Annotated in this window: 27 protein-coding genes; 18 read left to right on the forward strand and 9 right to left on the reverse strand. The window is 43.7% G+C overall.

Annotation, left to right across the window (positions count from 1 at the left end; translation table 11 throughout):
• On the forward strand, positions 1–386 hold a 386-nt coding region (locus KIS29_10400), incomplete at its 5' end, for a hypothetical protein (protein ID MBX8640733.1).
• Positions 387–641: 255 nt separating this feature from the next.
• On the opposite strand, the gene KIS29_10405 is transcribed toward KIS29_10400, so the two are convergent.
• Positions 642–1,361: a recombinase family protein gene (locus tag KIS29_10405; protein ID MBX8640734.1), complete on the reverse strand. Its 720-nt coding sequence runs from the start codon at positions 1,359–1,361 to the stop codon at positions 642–644.
• A gap of 60 nt (positions 1,362–1,421) precedes the next feature.
• Between KIS29_10405 and KIS29_10410 the strand changes: the two genes are divergently transcribed.
• A complete protein-coding gene (locus KIS29_10410; GenBank protein ID MBX8640735.1) occupies positions 1,422–1,673 on the forward strand; it encodes a hypothetical protein in 252 nt (83 codons plus the stop codon).
• Positions 1,674–1,677: 4 nt separating this feature from the next.
• Entirely contained in the window at positions 1,678–1,905 is a 228-nt protein-coding gene (locus KIS29_10415) for a hypothetical protein (GenBank protein ID MBX8640736.1), read from the forward strand.
• 572 nt (positions 1,906–2,477) lie between these two features.
• Here KIS29_10415 and KIS29_10420 read toward each other — a convergent pair.
• The 8 genes from KIS29_10420 to KIS29_10455 all read right to left on the reverse strand — a co-directional run bounded on the left by KIS29_10420 (position 2,478) and on the right by KIS29_10455 (position 5,341).
• The gene (locus tag KIS29_10420; GenBank protein ID MBX8640737.1) at positions 2,478–2,810 is read right to left on the reverse strand and encodes a hypothetical protein; all 333 of its coding nucleotides are present in this window, start codon (positions 2,808–2,810) and stop codon (positions 2,478–2,480) included.
• A 4-nt stretch (positions 2,811–2,814) separates the two neighbouring features.
• Positions 2,815–3,030 (reverse strand): hypothetical protein, encoded by a 216-nt coding sequence (locus tag KIS29_10425; protein ID MBX8640738.1) that lies wholly within the window; start codon positions 3,028–3,030, stop codon positions 2,815–2,817.
• Positions 3,027–3,350: a hypothetical protein gene (locus KIS29_10430; GenBank protein ID MBX8640739.1), complete on the reverse strand. Its 324-nt coding sequence runs from the start codon at positions 3,348–3,350 to the stop codon at positions 3,027–3,029. The genes KIS29_10425 and KIS29_10430 overlap by 4 nt, the downstream gene beginning before the upstream one ends.
• On the reverse strand, positions 3,347–3,553 hold the full coding sequence (locus tag KIS29_10435; GenBank protein ID MBX8640740.1) for a hypothetical protein: 207 nt from the start codon (positions 3,551–3,553) through the stop codon (positions 3,347–3,349). The genes KIS29_10430 and KIS29_10435 overlap by 4 nt, the downstream gene beginning before the upstream one ends.
• Positions 3,554–3,647: 94 nt before the next feature.
• Positions 3,648–3,836 (reverse strand): hypothetical protein, encoded by a 189-nt coding sequence (locus tag KIS29_10440; GenBank protein ID MBX8640741.1) that lies wholly within the window; start codon positions 3,834–3,836, stop codon positions 3,648–3,650.
• Entirely contained in the window at positions 3,833–4,072 is a 240-nt protein-coding gene (locus KIS29_10445) for a hypothetical protein (GenBank protein MBX8640742.1), read from the reverse strand. The genes KIS29_10440 and KIS29_10445 overlap by 4 nt, the downstream gene beginning before the upstream one ends.
• An 86-nt stretch (positions 4,073–4,158) precedes the next feature.
• Complete coding sequence (locus KIS29_10450) at positions 4,159–4,995, reverse strand: hypothetical protein (protein ID MBX8640743.1); 837 nt, start codon at positions 4,993–4,995, stop codon at positions 4,159–4,161.
• A 1-nt stretch (position 4,996) separates the two neighbouring features.
• Positions 4,997–5,341: a hypothetical protein gene (locus KIS29_10455; GenBank protein ID MBX8640744.1), complete on the reverse strand. Its 345-nt coding sequence runs from the start codon at positions 5,339–5,341 to the stop codon at positions 4,997–4,999.
• A gap of 132 nt (positions 5,342–5,473) precedes the next feature.
• Between KIS29_10455 and KIS29_10460 the strand changes: the two genes are divergently transcribed.
• The 15 genes from KIS29_10460 to KIS29_10530 form a co-directional block, all read left to right on the forward strand.
• Entirely contained in the window at positions 5,474–5,695 is a 222-nt protein-coding gene (locus KIS29_10460) for a hypothetical protein (GenBank protein MBX8640745.1), read from the forward strand.
• Entirely contained in the window at positions 5,692–6,297 is a 606-nt protein-coding gene (locus KIS29_10465) for a hypothetical protein (protein MBX8640746.1), read from the forward strand. Before KIS29_10460 ends, KIS29_10465 begins: the two co-directional genes overlap by 4 nt.
• The gene (locus KIS29_10470; GenBank protein MBX8640747.1) at positions 6,284–8,023 is read left to right on the forward strand and encodes a hypothetical protein; all 1,740 of its coding nucleotides are present in this window, start codon (positions 6,284–6,286) and stop codon (positions 8,021–8,023) included. The genes KIS29_10465 and KIS29_10470 overlap by 14 nt, the downstream gene beginning before the upstream one ends.
• On the forward strand, positions 8,020–8,250 hold the full coding sequence (locus KIS29_10475; GenBank protein MBX8640748.1) for a hypothetical protein: 231 nt from the start codon (positions 8,020–8,022) through the stop codon (positions 8,248–8,250). Before KIS29_10470 ends, KIS29_10475 begins: the two co-directional genes overlap by 4 nt.
• Positions 8,247–8,747 carry a DUF559 domain-containing protein gene (locus KIS29_10480; GenBank protein ID MBX8640749.1) on the forward strand — a complete coding sequence of 167 codons (501 nt, stop codon included), beginning with the start codon at positions 8,247–8,249 and terminating at the stop codon, positions 8,745–8,747. Before KIS29_10475 ends, KIS29_10480 begins: the two co-directional genes overlap by 4 nt.
• Positions 8,744–9,232 carry a hypothetical protein gene (locus KIS29_10485; GenBank protein ID MBX8640750.1) on the forward strand — a complete coding sequence of 163 codons (489 nt, stop codon included), beginning with the start codon at positions 8,744–8,746 and terminating at the stop codon, positions 9,230–9,232. Before KIS29_10480 ends, KIS29_10485 begins: the two co-directional genes overlap by 4 nt.
• A complete protein-coding gene (locus KIS29_10490) occupies positions 9,229–9,405 on the forward strand; it encodes a hypothetical protein (protein ID MBX8640751.1) in 177 nt (58 codons plus the stop codon). The genes KIS29_10485 and KIS29_10490 overlap by 4 nt, the downstream gene beginning before the upstream one ends.
• Entirely contained in the window at positions 9,402–9,863 is a 462-nt protein-coding gene (locus KIS29_10495; protein ID MBX8640752.1) for a hypothetical protein, read from the forward strand. Before KIS29_10490 ends, KIS29_10495 begins: the two co-directional genes overlap by 4 nt.
• 1 nt (position 9,864) lies before the next feature.
• Complete coding sequence (locus KIS29_10500; protein ID MBX8640753.1) at positions 9,865–10,131, forward strand: hypothetical protein; 267 nt, start codon at positions 9,865–9,867, stop codon at positions 10,129–10,131.
• Between the two features lie 303 nt (positions 10,132–10,434).
• The gene (locus KIS29_10505; GenBank protein ID MBX8640754.1) at positions 10,435–10,908 is read left to right on the forward strand and encodes a hypothetical protein; all 474 of its coding nucleotides are present in this window, start codon (positions 10,435–10,437) and stop codon (positions 10,906–10,908) included.
• Positions 10,909–11,121, forward strand: a complete 213-nt coding sequence (locus tag KIS29_10510) for a hypothetical protein (protein MBX8640755.1) — start codon at positions 10,909–10,911, stop codon at positions 11,119–11,121.
• 85 nt (positions 11,122–11,206) lie between these two features.
• Positions 11,207–11,530, forward strand: a complete 324-nt coding sequence (locus tag KIS29_10515) for a transcriptional regulator (protein ID MBX8640756.1) — start codon at positions 11,207–11,209, stop codon at positions 11,528–11,530.
• A gap of 294 nt (positions 11,531–11,824) precedes the next feature.
• Positions 11,825–12,181, forward strand: coding sequence for a hypothetical protein (locus tag KIS29_10520; protein MBX8640757.1), 357 nt, complete (start codon positions 11,825–11,827; stop codon positions 12,179–12,181).
• Positions 12,182–12,230: 49 nt separating this feature from the next.
• Complete coding sequence (locus tag KIS29_10525; protein MBX8640758.1) at positions 12,231–12,554, forward strand: hypothetical protein; 324 nt, start codon at positions 12,231–12,233, stop codon at positions 12,552–12,554.
• A partial coding sequence (locus KIS29_10530) for a hypothetical protein (protein ID MBX8640759.1) occupies positions 12,551–15,649 on the forward strand: 3,099 nt, incomplete at its 3' end. The genes KIS29_10525 and KIS29_10530, both read left to right, overlap by 4 nt.

Below are 15,649 nucleotides of genomic sequence, written 5' to 3' on the forward strand. Positions count from 1 at the left end.
TTGATTACGGGCAGTTTCAGCGGTCCAGAAAAAAAGAATGGGTCGGGGTGTCAGTATGCCCGTATTGCGGGGAAATGGACACATACAATTCGCCGAAACGGACCACGAAAATGTGCAGCAAGCATAAGAAACCTTTTGATGTGTACCCTGGCGATGCAATTCACTGGCAGGAAATCACAGCGGAATGGGTTGAAGCTGAAGCAGAGAGGATCAAAGCGGCAGAGACAGAGAAGCCTAAAGCTAAAAAAAGAATGCACCCCAACTCACTAAAAAATCTCGGGCTATCGCCGACCAGAATGGAAAACTCCAAGGAAAGTGAAGGGACAGAAACCCGCATTTCAGCGACTGATAAGGAATTAAATGCAATAAATGAAAAAGGTGCGTAATGGGGTATAATGACAAAAAGGTAAAAGATAACAAAATTGAACTTGAGATACACGACAGGATAAGCCTCAATCTGACAAAATTAAGGAAATCCTGAATTTCTTTATATACACATTCAATTTATTTTTATTTATCGAACCGATTACAAACGATTTAAGGCACTTTAAATTTAGGTATGGTCTAATTACACTATGACTATACGCTAAGAATTGACAGAACGGACAGAATGAAAAAATATAATGGGTTAAGACCAACCCTTAAGACGTGTTTTCATTCATGGCTTTCTTCTTTCCCAGAAACCATTTGTAATTATATTTCATCAAAATACAGATATTAGAGTATGAAATGCCCTGTTTACGGTATTCATCTACTTGTTTCCAGTCTATTTCACGTTCGGGTTTGCCCAACCTTATGATCTTCTTTCCCGCATTTTTCCCATGCCGCACAATATGAAATCCCTGATGTTCGATTTCGGATTTGATCGCTTCAAGTGAATTTCTGGTCCTTGCGATCAGATCATCCCGGGAACGCTCATGACCCCAGGCAATGAAAGCAAGAAATATTTTTCTCATAGCAGGATCCGTCTGGTTAAGCATCTGCTCTTTTGGCGACACGGATAAAACCATAACGCCGTATTTATTTTCAAGCATATTTATCAAGGCGAGAGTCTGGTAAAAATCCCTCGACAACCTTGAAGTTTCATAGACATACAGCTTTTCGGGGTGTTTTTCTTTGATATATTCCAGCATTTTTGTATATCCCTGGCGTTCCGAAATATCTGTTATGCCTGAGATCTGTTCGTCATAAAAGAATTTCAATTCGCGGCCTGCAAATTTTTCAAGAGCATATTCCTGATTTCGCACATCTTCACTCTTGTTGGAAATACGAATATAACCAATATCCATCTTTATACTAAAAGATATAGTATTCAAGTCTATTAAATCCTGTGGTTTAAAATATGGTCGTTTTGTGGACATTAGAGGGGAGTCAAAACATTAATATACTTCTAATGTATCTATACTTTAGAGGTAAAAGAAATGTACGCCTTTGAACTGGTAGTGAGAACGAAAAATGGAAGATATGAAGCAGGAGCAGCTAGTGAAATGCCCCTTAGAGAGGGATGGAAACAGGTTATAAGCTTTGGGAAATGGTACGGCATACAGACAAAGTACATACCCTATAATGATGCCTTGATGAGAGCTTATGAATATGCAAGGAGACACAACGAGGAAGCGGAACTTGCAGAAGAACAGCTAGCAGAAAAGAAATATAATGAGTCAGTGGAGTGAGGAAATGAAATACAAAGACCTTAAGAAATTCGATGGAAAAGAAGTTGAGCTGTACAGCGAGAAATCAGTTTTTGAAGATTATCCATACAGCGAAGGAACCTTCAAGGCCGGGAAAGAAACATCACAAATATTTAAGCCCCTGTACACAGAACATGGAGCATCGGGGCATGAATATGCTGAATCGTACAACAACCGAGACATATTCAGAATAATCGTAAAAAGGATGGAATGAGGAAATGGAATCTACAATCCAACCCATCCAGGAAATCGCTCCTGGAATATTTCTTCATGTCTGTCTGAGGTGCGATTATAAATGGGACTCGCACAAGGAGAGACCTGAAGTCTGCCCTAAGTGCAAAAATAAATACTGGGATATTCCAAGAGGCGTTTTGAAAAAGGGGCCTCACAGATAATTTAATCCTTGCGGGGTGCGGGGTTCTCGTTCATGACCCAAAAGAAGTCCAAACTAAGATGATTCTTAGTGCAGGGAACGATCTCAAGACTGGCACCTATTGCTCTTGATACCCTGATATATTTTTTGTATTCCACTTCCGTTAGATCGGTGAGGGCACTACGCATTTTAGATCCGAGTATCCTAATGGTGAAAATGCCATTTTCTTCCCATATTTTTGTGAAATTTAAACTAAAATTCTCCCAGTCTCCCCATTCGGATATCGCCTTTAGAAAATTGCTAACCAAAGTCCTCCATACTAATTTGGCATTCTTCACACTCTTCTATGTGATTATGCCTTTTCTTCGCTGAGTAAAAGACCAATCCACATCTTGTAACATAGTTCATTTTACTCAGTCCTCCGTGAATATTGCCTGATCTTTTTTACTATCTGAATCAAGAAGGGCTTTTCTCAATTCTTTCAGGATGATTTCCCATTTATGCCTCTGTGCAAGATGATCCTTGAGTTCATGCAGGGCATCAGAGTAATCCATTTCACTGTCTGCCTCGCCTGCAGTGAAATGGCAGATATCACATTCAACCTCCTTCCCCTCGTCTTCAAAGGCACTGTCTGATATGGTTCCGTAGTCCGTTGCATCGAGGTAATCAAAAAGCTTTACCTCGCTGTCAGATAGGGCTTCTTTAAGATACTGTATAATTTCCGTTTCCATAACTGCTGTTTTCATTTACTCAGTCCTCCTGTTCAATTTCGGTCTTGGCTCCGCAGTTGGGGCAGTAATTAAGATAAAGCAACAGGAACCAACCGCCAAGACTTGTAATCCTTAAAACTGGCCTGCCTATTTTTCCTGATGCATCATAAGGGTCTATTTTCATGATCGGGGCGATCATTGCGTTTCTGACCCAATCACAACAAGGCTCTATCGTTCCGTCTTTGAGGAGTTTCATTTCGGACTACCTCTTTGTTCTGATTCATTTTCCATGACCTTGAGCTTAATTACGGTCTCTGGCGTTCCGTCATCGTCATATTCTACTCCTTGGATAACCTGAATTATGGAACTATCAGGAAAAACCAAAATGTTATTTCCAGAAGCATCTACTCCATCTTTGCATTTGTCGAAGTGGGCATCCAACATCTTTTTAAGACGTATATACATCGCCCTGTCTTTCGTTACCTGCGCAAGACTGAATAATTTCAATGCGAAGGATGCGTCGCTTTCGCCTGGTTGCCTTCCAATTTCTTTTTCCTTGTTATCCATTTTATTCACTCACTCCTTGGGAGTTTTGCTGTCAGAAGATCGTAGAAATACAACACGTTGGAAGCTGCGATATTCTTGTGTCCCTGGCATACAACGACATGGACACCCGCGACATGGACATAATCAACCACTTTCAGATCGCACCCTGGCACTTCGCATGACTGCCTGAGACCGGATAGTACCCTTATCCAGTTCCAGAACCTTCGTGTCATTTCATTACTTCCTTTGCTGGCAATACTTCAAGCAGGTGCTTCAGAATACTGTCATTTTCATGCTGGCGGGTCTGGCGTATTGAGTAGGGTTTGGTCATGCCAATCCCTCCGCAACTTCGCAGATCTCAGGGTGATTGGTCCTGATGTACCATGTGAGGCGGTTATTTGCGATTAATTCGCCCGTCTTGCACAGGATGTAGGACTGCTGTTTTATGTCGTATTTGACAATGCCTTGCTGGCGTGCAAGTGCAACAATGAGCCTGGGTAAGCCGGAGCGTCTCATAGCTTCACCGGCTCCTTCGTTATTTCCCCGTGGATGCCTTCAAGCATAGTTTCCATGCGGTCAAGTCTCACTGCAATGATATCAAGTTCCTTCTGCATATTTTCGAGCCTCTTTTCAATAGAGAGAGGCTTAAAATTGCTCTCCCTTACTCTTTTATTATGGGCTTCAAGAGGGTTAAGATTTATTGGTTCAGGGTTGGAATCTCCTTTCAGCTCAGGAGCATGCTTTCGATCCAAAAGGCGATTTTCATGGAACAGATATCTGTGTCCATTAGACCACTCCGTGATAACATGATTGCCACAGATTGAGCAGTAAAGGGGCATTATTGGACACTTTTCCCGTCGTAGACACATATTGCAGGCTTGCCCTTGACCGGATGATACAGTTTCCATTTGCCATTAAGTTTAACGGGAATAAAGCCTCTTTTCCATAGATCTACTGCTGGCTGGAATGGGTATTTTCCATCCTCATGATCTATGTATTTCCATTTTTTGACCTCTGGGAAAAGCGAGCCACAATAAGCCCCGACTGAAGCCCAGACTGAATCCCAGACTGAATCCCTGACTGAAGCCCTGACTGAAGCCCAGACTGAATCCCTGACTGAAGCCCCGACTGAATCCCTGACTGAAGCCCCGACTGAAGCCCAGACTGAATCCCAGACTGAATCCCTGACTGAAGCCCAGACTGAATCCCAGACTGAATCCCTGACTGAAGCCCCGACTGAAGCCCCGACTGAAGCCCAGACTGAATCCCCGATTGAATCCCTGACTGAAGCCCAAGCTTTCAGACTAGACACATCCTCATCGGTAACCTTGCTTTCAATAGTCGAAGGATCGACCGGATGCAGAGTTTCGTGGTACTTGAACCCGAAAATTCCATCCTTTGCCTGATCGGGTATCTCTCTGATCACTTTGAGGCTGAAAAACCCTGATTTGTTGTGATCGTTGACAACGGGATCGCCCTCCACGATATACAGATTGCAATCCAGGGTTCCGGCGTATCCGAGTGCATCCAACGCCTTCTCCGAGGCATGCAGGACGTCAGACGTGCAGAGTTTTGGGTCAGCACATCTTTTTTTCCTGATGGTTTTGCCCACTGCATACTTGGTCTCCCCATGAAATGACATGCCGCTCCTTTTCGTGGTTTTGTAATATGTCATTTCAGCGACCCACCTTGACAAATTTGTATGATCCTTTACCGCCATACTTGTACCCATGTGATTTAAGCATATCTGCACATGCTTTGTAATCGTCTCCCTGCAAACCACCTTTAGGCATTAACAAATCTGAACCCTGTATTGTGAGGCCATAAAGTTTAGCGATCTCAGTCAATGGCAATACATTGTTTGTTTCAGCTTTTTTGCCCTGGTTTTCCTGATCCATGTAGTATTTGGGGCGGGCCATTAACTGCAAAGCAACGCCCCGGTAATCCTGTTCGATTCCAGAGTCGCTTATCTTGCTGGCAATTCCTTTGAGGTATTCCAGATATTCGCTCTGCGATATCATGGATTCACCTCCAATACGTAGGTTTGCGAGACCATAAGATAGTAAATGCTGGTCGAATATAAAGTTTGTGTTTATTGCACAACTTGCACAGAAGATGCAAAAATATATATGCTTGTAACAGTTATGTTTTTAATGACTAAGCGCCTCAATATTCCCATAGAGGATTCATTGTTTGAGCGCCTTGAGAGGCTTCCCGGTCCTATGACCGCGAAGGTGCGGGATGCTCTTGAGGAGTGGATCCCCGGTGAGGAAAAACGACTTTTGGAAGAACTAAAAAAAGGACCGGCCATAAAGAATGAAAATAACAGGTCTCGCAAACCGTCAAGTGTCACTCAGTATGGGGGCCCTACATGAATATCCCCGAGAGATATATAAAACCACAAGAAAAAGTTTTATATACCGCTAAAATAGAATTCGGAAAATCATGTAGTTTCCCGAACGACATTAGCCGAATGCCGTATAACTGTTGTTATGTGGGGAACCCATATTTTAGCGGTTTTCCCAGCAAATACGATACCACCTGCGAATGTTGTACAGCACAGCATTTTGTCGCTCGAAAGAATACAAATCCGAATAATGTTCGATTTTTTATAAAATACGACAGTGAAAATAATTCGATTGCCACGGATAGAATGATTGAAAATTTCGCTGAAGTTGTCCGACCTGACCATGCTCGCATGGTCAGACATGGTCAGGTGCATGGTCGTTTTTCTTCCCCTCTCCCTAGTGAAAATGAAATTGACCATGTGACCATGCTCATTTTGGATACATATATACATGAAGGTGAAATTTCTCTTTCTTCTAGTATACGTACACATGTGCATGGTCAGCATGGTCATGTCAATATATGGTCTATTATAGCACTAAAAAGTGACCATGAGGGTGACCATGATCTGACCATGCCTGACCATGTTTTTCCGAAATTCGTAGAGGTGAACCAGAATGTTGCCCTATGAACATATAGGATTTCATTTCAACTGCGAGGACAAGTATGGAATGAAAGGACTCTTCAGGGGTGTAGAGAGGATGGATAGGGAAACGGAGGAGAAACGGGTGGAATGTGTACTGGTCGTTCCTTTCCTCGATCCGCTCTTCTATTTCCATGCAAAGGAAGAGGGCAAGGCGCCGCATATGGCCTTTGCTTTCAATGGCGAAAAATTCAGGATTCCGGTTGGCAGGTTGCCTCTTATCCTCAAAGAAGCTGGGTACCCTCTTGCGCCAAGCCAGATTTCGGAGTTGACATCCAGTATGACTATGCACATGGACGCACTGGCGAAGCTCAGCGATAACATGAGGACACAGATATGTGATTCTCATTCAATCAGGCGCGAAAGCCTTGAGGTTCCGACTCTGTACGATTATCTGGGCTACGACGTCAATGGAAAGGTCAAGGTGATCAGGCATTCACAGACAGTACAATTCAAGGATGAGGGCCTGGAGATAAATGATAATGTCGATGAGGTCAGGAAGGCGCTTCTTGAACTGATAGAAGTCTCGTCAGACCCCAAATCGCTTCTCATTACACTCGCATATGCTGTTGTTGCGCCGCTCGCCGGTGCGATAAAGAAACGCGGGAAGTTCTTCCCCAATCTGGCCCTTGTCGGCTCTCCAGAAGCCGGAAAATCTTCACTGATAAATCTTTTCTGTGCAAGAGGATGGGGAACCGACGAAAACATACGGACATCCCAGGACTTCGTCACGCAGTTTGCATCCCTGAAGAACCTTGAAGGCAACGGCCTGCCACTGATAATCAATGACCTCAAGCAGGAGGCATTCGACAGGATGCGTGACCTGATACTTTCGAGTGTGGACGGCGTGAGAGGAGGTTCAAGAGGGACGCAAAAGCTCGAACTTGCGAGAATGGAAATATCCCGTTCGTTTGTCATAAGCACAAACTGGCTCCAGCTTGGAACTCAGGAGATCGCAGACCGTTTCATTACGCAGGAAGTCCACGGAAAGAGAGGCAATGAAGCAAGGTGGAACTATCTTGCTGACAGGTTGAAAGGAATAACCTACCATATTGCGTGCGACTTTTTCAGCGATGAGAGTCAGGAGGCGTTCGACGAGATCATGGAGTCATTCATGGGGTCAAGAGACGAAGTCAAGCGCAATATCATTTCACTTGGCATGAGTGCAGTGAAAATTTTCCTGTCTCCGTTATATGAATTGCCTCATAGTGTCGTGGAACTTGAACTTGAAGAATACCGCCAGGAAGATTATTTTTCCATGCTCCTCAGCTGGGCTGAGATGGAATATGACGCCATGGAGAAAAAGTACGGAAAATATGAGTCGAGCCCAGGCGAAAGAGGCGTGTTTGTTTACAGGGAGCAAAACTATGTCAAGAAAAGTTTCAAGGGAGATGGAACGCCTGAATATGTCATATTCCCACTGGCATTTCAAAAATTCCTGAGGGATATGGGCCCTACGTTCCCCTTCAAGTCGCTGTCAGCCTTCTCAGACCGTTATCCAGAAAGGGCAAAGGTAGATTCCCGCAAATACCGAAATGATTCCGGTACGAGGGACAGTTTCAGGGTGCTCATAATATCGGGCATAGACATTTCAGAGCCCGACGAACCGGAAAATGAACATGAATTTAGGGACATGCAGATAGAGATAGAAAAACTACTGGAACCGGCCAATGCAGATGAGGCAAAGAAAAATATCGAGGCGATGTGGAAATGAAATTCACCGTAAATCTCAGTTCTGAAGTTTTTGAAATGCTGGAAGAAGACTACAGGCACATGGTTGACGACGGGAGAAAGAGATGTGATCATTTCATACCGATGTCCTTCGAGGAATTTGTTTCGAGGGTGATCGATGAAGAGTTCTTCCGGATTATCGACGCCAGGGAGGACGCGCGGTTGTTGATTGAACGCAAAGGAGACAAGCTGGAGGTTGATTTTGATTGATATCTGAAGAAGAGCCTCAATACGAAAGTTGGGCTGAAAGACGTTTCGCGCCTTATGTCGAACAGATAGCGAAAGAAATGAAGCTTGATTTCGAATACCAGCACTCGGTAAAAGAGACATCCTATTCCACATGGGTAGAATGGTGTAATGATGGCGAGGATGACAGCGAATACAACGATGATGACACGCCTCGCAAGTGGAGATTAGTAGATGGACGGTGGGAACATGGACGCTATATTCAATGTGAGGAACCGCATACTTACGAGAAATACCGTCTGGATTTTGTGCTTAAGGGCAATGGTGTCAAGGTTGATTTGGAGGTTGACGGTAAGCGCTGGCACGACAATGAGAAGGATCGAATACGTGATCGTTACATGGAGAGCGCAGGATATCACATTATACGGGTGGCAGCAAAAGATGTCAATAAGGATCCTCTTTCATTGGCCATCAGGATCAAAAATGAGATTAGGATGCTTCGATGGGAGGCCGTCCAATGAACAACAGAATGCTCGACCTCTTTGCAGGCTCTAAATCCGTATCAAGAATATTCAAGGAAGCGGGATATGATGTAACATCTGTGGATATTCTGTGGGGTCAGGATGTAATGACATGGGAGCCAGACGGATACTATAATTTCGTATGGGCATCTCCACCCTGTGATACCTATACAGATGTACCATGGCACAATGTGCCGGTTGACCTTTCACTCTGGAAGAGAACCCTGGAAGTCATAGAGAAAATCAAACCGGAGTATTATGTCATTGAGAACGTAAGGGGAGCTCAGAGATACTGGGGCAAAGCTGTTAAACACGTTGGTTCAAGATATCTCTGGGGAGATTTTCCATTGTTTGACGTGAAAGACGGAAAAGACCTATACGGAAAATGGAGACTTCCGCCATCGCCTGATAGAAAGATGCTAAGGTCGATGATTCCGGAAAGGCTCACAAGGAGCCTTGTTAAAGCACTGGAGGCCGTCCAATGAACATAACCCTTCTCGAGCTCAGGCTATTCGTTGTATGCGATAGATGCGGAACCCTTGAAATCCTATCCACAATCGAAGAAGACAGGGAACTTGCAGTCGAAATTAAGTGGAGCCACATGAAGAACTATCCAACCCACAGGGTAGAGGCAATCACGAGTGAGGTGGAAATATGACCCTCCCACGCATTAAACAGCAGACTCTTCATGGCGACTTCTCAGATGTTTATCACCATTCTCACGTTGACTCACGATACTGGTTAATCCCTCCTGAGATTTACGAGCCATTAGATCAAGAGTTTAAGTTCACATTCGACCCTTGTCCGTTTCCGTTTCAGAAGGACGGCATAGAAATTGATTGGGGAGATGTAAACTGGGTAAATCCTCCTTTTAGAAAGAAGGATTCGATCAACGGGCATGGCCCAACGGCATTCGTTAGAAAGGCCATTGAAGAACAGAAAAAAGGCAAAACCTCTGTAATGATAATGCCAGTTCAGTCTTATGTTAACATGTTATTGGAGGCAGGTGTGGAAATTCGCCCTGTTGGCCGTGTTAGATGGGTTGATGCCAATACAGGCAGGACCGACCCCTCACCTTCAACTAATGCCCTGTTCGTTCTACGAGGGAGGAAATAATATGATCCCCCTCTTGGAACCCTGCCCCTGCCCATACTGCAATAAGCCATACAAAAGCCCGAAAGCATGCGATGCACATAAAGGCAAATGCAACATGAAGCCTCCTGCTAAGGGCAGTACCGGAGTCCTTGAATTTGATGTCTTAAGGGCATTGAGAATAAGACGGACAGAATTGCTGGAAGAACTCAATGCAATAGACAGGAGAATAAGCGAAGCACAGGAAAAAGCTCTGCAAATGGCTAAAGAACTTATAGGAGGTATGAAATGAACTTAACCGATGCTTACTATTTGAGGCATTACCCCGTAATTCATCATCAGGACGGATTCAAACTTGTCCGTGAAATTTCTATCACAGAATTTTCCGATCTCTGCTTAATGGCCTCAAAATTGGGTTATCATTACACTGGTGCGGGAATATTCCGGAGGATGAAATGATAGTAATCGATTTCCGATTAGACCATGAAGCCCCTAAAACCCATATCGAAGAATGGAAGCATAAGCACCATTACCGCTATAATATCGTTAAACGTGAACTCATAAAAGAGGAAATCAAGGTAAGGGAGATGGTGTGGTGAAAGAACTGAAAAAGAAGCCTTTAACAGGCAAAGACAGGGAAAAATACATACACGGATTGAGGGAGAGCGAAGGAAGAGTTACATGGACGAATCATAAAGTCCGGTTCGGAGCGCAGGATATTCTAGGGTGCATCGACACAATATCGTATTCCCCGTTTGATATCTATCTGGACCAGACTTCGACCGTGAATCACATGTCGCATAAGAGGGCGGAGATTGTAAGGATGCTCAAAGACGCACCGGAAACAATCAATGTCGTAGTGATGGTTCACGGTGTGGATGGGTACAGGCTTGGCAATGAGAAAGTCATAACCCGTTATGTCAGGGAGACATGGCTTGAAGATGGAAGTTGGGAACGTGAACAGATATACCCGCCTGAATCGATCAGAAGCCCAGGAAGGCAATTGAAACCCAAAGAAGGTGTAATCACACCCAAAATGATAAAACCCACAAAACCCCGGAGGCGGTAGATGATTTTCAAATATCCTAAAATCCGCAGAAGAACCTACTGGCTTATAGCCCTGGGAATCCTGCTACTGAATATTGAAAATACACCCAGCACTTTCTTTAACCCCATTCCATCATTCAGCGTCATGGGCTTCCTTGTGGATTTGCTCCTTGCGGAAATCGGCTATATCGGCCTGAAATTCCTGATTGTAAATTTTACGGAGAGTGGGAAATGATTCCAGAACCCCATAACCCCGTCTGGGTCACGTACAGAGGGCAGAAAGTATGCAGGATATGCTGGGTAGTGGAAAAGGAGGCGTCATGATGGACGGCGAATTCATACGGGCATTCAACCGATCAGAATTGCGGAAAAAGGTTTACATCGCCTTGTACAATATGCATCCCGACAAATTCTACCTGTCGGAGATAGCCCGCATGGTGTACTCAGATCCCGGCAACATCAGAGGAGTCCTTACGGGGCTGGAACCGGGATATTCGACAGAACTGTCGCTTGTTGGCCTTGGACTGGTGGAAATATTGCGGGTAAAGAATTCCGTATATTACCGCATCCACACGCAGCATAAGCCATTCTGCGATGAAGTCTATCATGTGCTTACGTCAAAAAGGATAGTGGAGATCGCATGACTTTTCTGTTCAGAATCCTCATGGTCTCCCTCGTCTTAGGGATTATCGTCTTTTATGTCCTGATGAGCCCGCACAATTCGGGGATGAAGGGGAACCATGAAGCATAAAATGAATGTATACATTCCAACGTATACACATTTACCCTTTAATGTATACATATATAGCTTTCAATGTATACAAAAACCGTTCTAAATGTATACATAAAATCTTCTAATGTATACAAAATTATGTATACATAATTTTATCATTGTATACATTAACAAAATTTTTATACTATTTATGTATACATTGATAATGGGAAGAGTTGAAACTCCCGACTGCCCTGTTTGTAAAAAGAAGGCAAAACGCTTTTACACAAGGCTCGGCAATGGGTTCAAACCCGTAGGGTTTTACTGTGAAGATTGCAATTCAATAGTTTTTGAACTCCCGGTATCGGACAATAAAATAACAGAGATAAGCATGAAAGTGGTTGATTTTCTCATGAAAAACGGATTCACTGACAAATTTAAAATGTACCCTATCAACGATATTAATTTGAAAATTCCCGGTTACACCATCAGAGAATGGAGAGCGGCCTTTAACCATATGATAAAGGTTTCAACCGTTGTACGTGTTGGTGAAGACACGTACCTGGGCGGAGGAAAATATTAAAATGCCTTCACTCGCATATAAGGCAATAATTAAATTGGAAGTGGCATAAATGGAAACGAAACAGAAGTTTGAAAGGTTCATGTTTTTAATGGGCATATCATTAGTCCTTGAACTTGTGGGCATCTTTTTTGACTGGCTTTTATTCTCGCACGGTGTGGGATTGCCGATAGGAAATACAACGGTAATAAGCATAGCTCTCCCTTTTGAAGTGTCAGGGATTGTATTGCTGGCTTATGCTATGTGGAATTATTCGCACAATGCAACATCTGTTATAATAGCTGTTTTTTCAATCGTGTTTATCTTGTTCCTTGAAACGGTTGAACCGTTTATCGGTCAGGGCATCATGGCCTCATTGTTTGGAGCCGTACTATGAAAAAACTATATGCAATATTTTTAACCATCTTAATGACCGTAACGATACTTGCAGGTGTTAATTTTTCCATAGGTACCACTTCAGCATCGGCACCACCCACACCGATCACGAATCAGGTTTTTTTAAATACTTCACTGGCAGGCTATACAAATGCGGGAACTACGAACTCGCCGAGTACAACTCTCACAGCAGTGGAGAATAGCACCGGCAATTCTTACTCCCTGAATTTCGGGATAGGGACTGCTGAAAGCGGGACATACAATTTCGGGAATATTTATTATTGGGCAGGTACAGGCGTAGCTGTAGCTATACAGGCTACTGCAGCAAGCGTCACAGATATAAGTTATTCATCACCTGATTATACAGTAGATTGGTACTATGGTGGACAGACAATTAGTCTTACATTGACTATAGGTTCTTACAGTAATACACAATCATATAATGGTGGAAGTTCAGATTCAGGAACTATTACATCTACTAATCCGAAGCCATCTTATCCAGTTTACTATGACCAAGTTCACACATCATTTGCTACACCATCTCTTTCTACAGGACTTTACGCAGCTTCTCTTAAAGTAGTTGTTTCTACATCTGTACCAAGTGGTTATTCTGCAACATACCAAGGAGGTACTGCTATGACCGCACCTTCAAGTTCTTCACTTGCTTATTTAACATCTACATCAGCTTCGCAAGGAACAGAAAATTATTTTGTTGGATGGAATTATGGTGGCGTAAGCAGTTCCGTCTCATGGACAAATCCGACAGGAACTGTAGCAATAGATGCAGTAGCGGGAACAAATACATCCAGCACAACAAGTGGTTTTTATACCGGTTCCCTGCCAACATCCTCAACATTATCGGCAGTGGGTGATCCCTCAAGCCCATCCTTTTCTGCACAACTATTTATTGAGAATACAGTTGAATCCGCGTCCACCACCATCAGCAACACCACAGGCATAACCCAGACTATTACACAGACTAACAATGAATGGTCTAGTACGTTTGCAGCTTCTTTTACGCCTCCATCATCATGGGAAAATGGTAATAGCTTAGATGGAAAAATATGGGATACGACCCTTTCCAGTTATACGGTTCAGCATGTCTTGAGTGCAGGCCAGCAGGCAAGCACCAAGCCTAACTATGATGTATTATACTACTCGGGAACGGATATTTCAGGCACGCAGAACTTTAATCCGCCAACTCTGTACAACTCATGGAGTGAAAGCCCTGGAACTACACAGAACAGCGCATTCTCACTGAGTTTTACCACAAACGAGCTCATAAACTATGTTCCCAACCCCATAACTGCAATATCAGCATCCTTTATATCCGGTGCAACTGCTGACCTTAAGTTCACCACATCGGAAACCATTGCCAATGAAGGCGAATCCGTGGTTGTCCACTGGGGAGACGGAACGCAGAATACTTATTCCATGTTGCCGGGCCCTCAATCTGTAACCCATGCATATCCAACGTTGGGAAAATTCCCGATCACCATTGACCTGACTAACGTTCCCAGTCCTTCAAGTTTTGACAGCAATACAGTAACTGCTTATTCCGTCTCCACATCCACCACATATACTGTATCAGCATCCCCTTCATTTCATCCTCTTTACGGGCAATCGGTCAAGAAGGGCCAGAATATCTATTTCAACTGGACATCCTCAAACTGGCAGCCGTCCTCTGTCTCGCTGATTGCAAACGGCGTAGGTCAGCAGATATTTTCATCGTTTGCAGCATCAGGATTGTCAGGATCAGCTTCATGGGTCAACCAGTTCAATTCTCCCTTATCGCTGATATGGTCGCTCACTGGCTCAGGCATAACGCAGTCATATACGGTGCAATACTCAAGCAACTTAGTACCCTTTGTCAATTCCTCGTACGTGAATGTAGCCTATGCGACCAACACGACACATAGCTACCCCATCACCCTCACCGGAACACCCGCAGGAACAGGATACTACCAGCAACTTATCACCATAACGAATTATGCACAGTACGGCATCAACTCGCAGGGCAGTAATTTCCTCATATCCGCAAGCAACGGTTCAAATTATTACACGTGGATTCAATCCATAAACACGACAGCGATCACGTTCTGGAGTAAACTGCCCTATGGCGTTTCTTCCGTTCAATTGAATGTTTATCCGGAATTTGAGAATCTGTTTAGTGCGACTGGGTATCTCAATGATGTGACGGGGCAAAATATATTTCCTCACTGGCAGTCATTTGCAGGATTATCGTCTCTTCCATCGGGATGGATACAGACTGGGGGAACCATAACATTCGGGGCAAACAATATCAGTTTTTCATCGTCTGATGCAAACGCATTCCTGACGAGCCCCTGGGCATCCGCAAATAACTTCGCTTACGGTTCCAAAGACTTGATTACAGGCACAGGAAATCCAGGAACTGGTTCTAACAATTTCCTATCTTGGATTTCCACATCTCAGACGACTTACGTAAACTTCTATGGTGTATTGTTGGATGCAAATGATTTCAATTTCTATTATTATCAGAATGCAACGGGTCCAACAGAATCGCCATTAATTGGGCAAACAGGTTCATGGTATGATTCACTGATTGAATATTCTGGTAGCAGTGCATCGCTGATAGAAAATGGGCAAAATGTCATAACAGGGTTACCAATATCAAACACTATACCGGATCAATATCCAGGATTTCTGGTAAATAATGGAACTCTATCCATTCAATATGCCTTTACAGCTCTTATTGGCACGTCTGGAATGCCCACCATTTCTTCAATCGGCACAGGAAACGTTTTTCAGGCGAATGCCACGACGACCTCAGCGTTCACGGGAACTTCTGCGGGCAACTATAATTCCACATACGAAAACATGATCTACAATATACCCATAGCCCCGAATATAGATTATGTTTCGATACTGTATAACAGCACATGGACAGTTTCAAATATCTATCCTTCAACCTATCTGCCACTGATCAATAATTCTGATTTCGTGACACTCGAAGATGTTTTAGGATTTTCATCGGTGCAGATTGAACTTATAGAACCCAATCCCTTCATAGGGCAGTTAGAACCCGTATCACTGTCATTCAATCCTTCAGGCGTG

It is taken from the genome of Candidatus Sysuiplasma jiujiangense, from assembly GCA_019721075.1.
In the GTDB taxonomy this organism is placed as follows: domain Archaea; phylum Thermoplasmatota; class Thermoplasmata; order Sysuiplasmatales; family Sysuiplasmataceae; genus Sysuiplasma; species Sysuiplasma jiujiangense.

Coding starts and splice junctions, on each gene's coding strand:
- KIS29_10405 (MBX8640734.1), bottom strand. CDS start 1,361: ATGTCCACAAAACGACCATATTTTAAACCACAGGATTTAATAGACTTG.
- KIS29_10410 (MBX8640735.1), top strand. CDS start 1,422: ATGTACGCCTTTGAACTGGTAGTGAGAACGAAAAATGGAAGATATGAA.
- KIS29_10415 (MBX8640736.1), top strand. CDS start 1,678: ATGAAATACAAAGACCTTAAGAAATTCGATGGAAAAGAAGTTGAGCTG.
- KIS29_10420 (MBX8640737.1), bottom strand. CDS start 2,810: ATGAAAACAGCAGTTATGGAAACGGAAATTATACAGTATCTTAAAGAA.
- KIS29_10425 (MBX8640738.1), bottom strand. CDS start 3,030: ATGAAACTCCTCAAAGACGGAACGATAGAGCCTTGTTGTGATTGGGTC.
- KIS29_10435 (MBX8640740.1), bottom strand. CDS start 3,553: ATGACACGAAGGTTCTGGAACTGGATAAGGGTACTATCCGGTCTCAGG.
- KIS29_10440 (MBX8640741.1), bottom strand. CDS start 3,836: ATGAGACGCTCCGGCTTACCCAGGCTCATTGTTGCACTTGCACGCCAG.
- KIS29_10450 (MBX8640743.1), bottom strand. CDS start 4,995: ATGACATATTACAAAACCACGAAAAGGAGCGGCATGTCATTTCATGGG.
- KIS29_10455 (MBX8640744.1), bottom strand. CDS start 5,341: ATGATATCGCAGAGCGAATATCTGGAATACCTCAAAGGAATTGCCAGC.
- KIS29_10460 (MBX8640745.1), top strand. CDS start 5,474: ATGACTAAGCGCCTCAATATTCCCATAGAGGATTCATTGTTTGAGCGC.
- KIS29_10465 (MBX8640746.1), top strand. CDS start 5,692: ATGAATATCCCCGAGAGATATATAAAACCACAAGAAAAAGTTTTATAT.
- KIS29_10470 (MBX8640747.1), top strand. CDS start 6,284: ATGTTGCCCTATGAACATATAGGATTTCATTTCAACTGCGAGGACAAG.
- KIS29_10475 (MBX8640748.1), top strand. CDS start 8,020: ATGAAATTCACCGTAAATCTCAGTTCTGAAGTTTTTGAAATGCTGGAA.
- KIS29_10485 (MBX8640750.1), top strand. CDS start 8,744: ATGAACAACAGAATGCTCGACCTCTTTGCAGGCTCTAAATCCGTATCA.
- KIS29_10490 (MBX8640751.1), top strand. CDS start 9,229: ATGAACATAACCCTTCTCGAGCTCAGGCTATTCGTTGTATGCGATAGA.
- KIS29_10495 (MBX8640752.1), top strand. CDS start 9,402: ATGACCCTCCCACGCATTAAACAGCAGACTCTTCATGGCGACTTCTCA.
- KIS29_10500 (MBX8640753.1), top strand. CDS start 9,865: ATGATCCCCCTCTTGGAACCCTGCCCCTGCCCATACTGCAATAAGCCA.
- KIS29_10510 (MBX8640755.1), top strand. CDS start 10,909: ATGATTTTCAAATATCCTAAAATCCGCAGAAGAACCTACTGGCTTATA.
- KIS29_10515 (MBX8640756.1), top strand. CDS start 11,207: ATGATGGACGGCGAATTCATACGGGCATTCAACCGATCAGAATTGCGG.
- KIS29_10520 (MBX8640757.1), top strand. CDS start 11,825: ATGGGAAGAGTTGAAACTCCCGACTGCCCTGTTTGTAAAAAGAAGGCA.
- KIS29_10525 (MBX8640758.1), top strand. CDS start 12,231: ATGGAAACGAAACAGAAGTTTGAAAGGTTCATGTTTTTAATGGGCATA.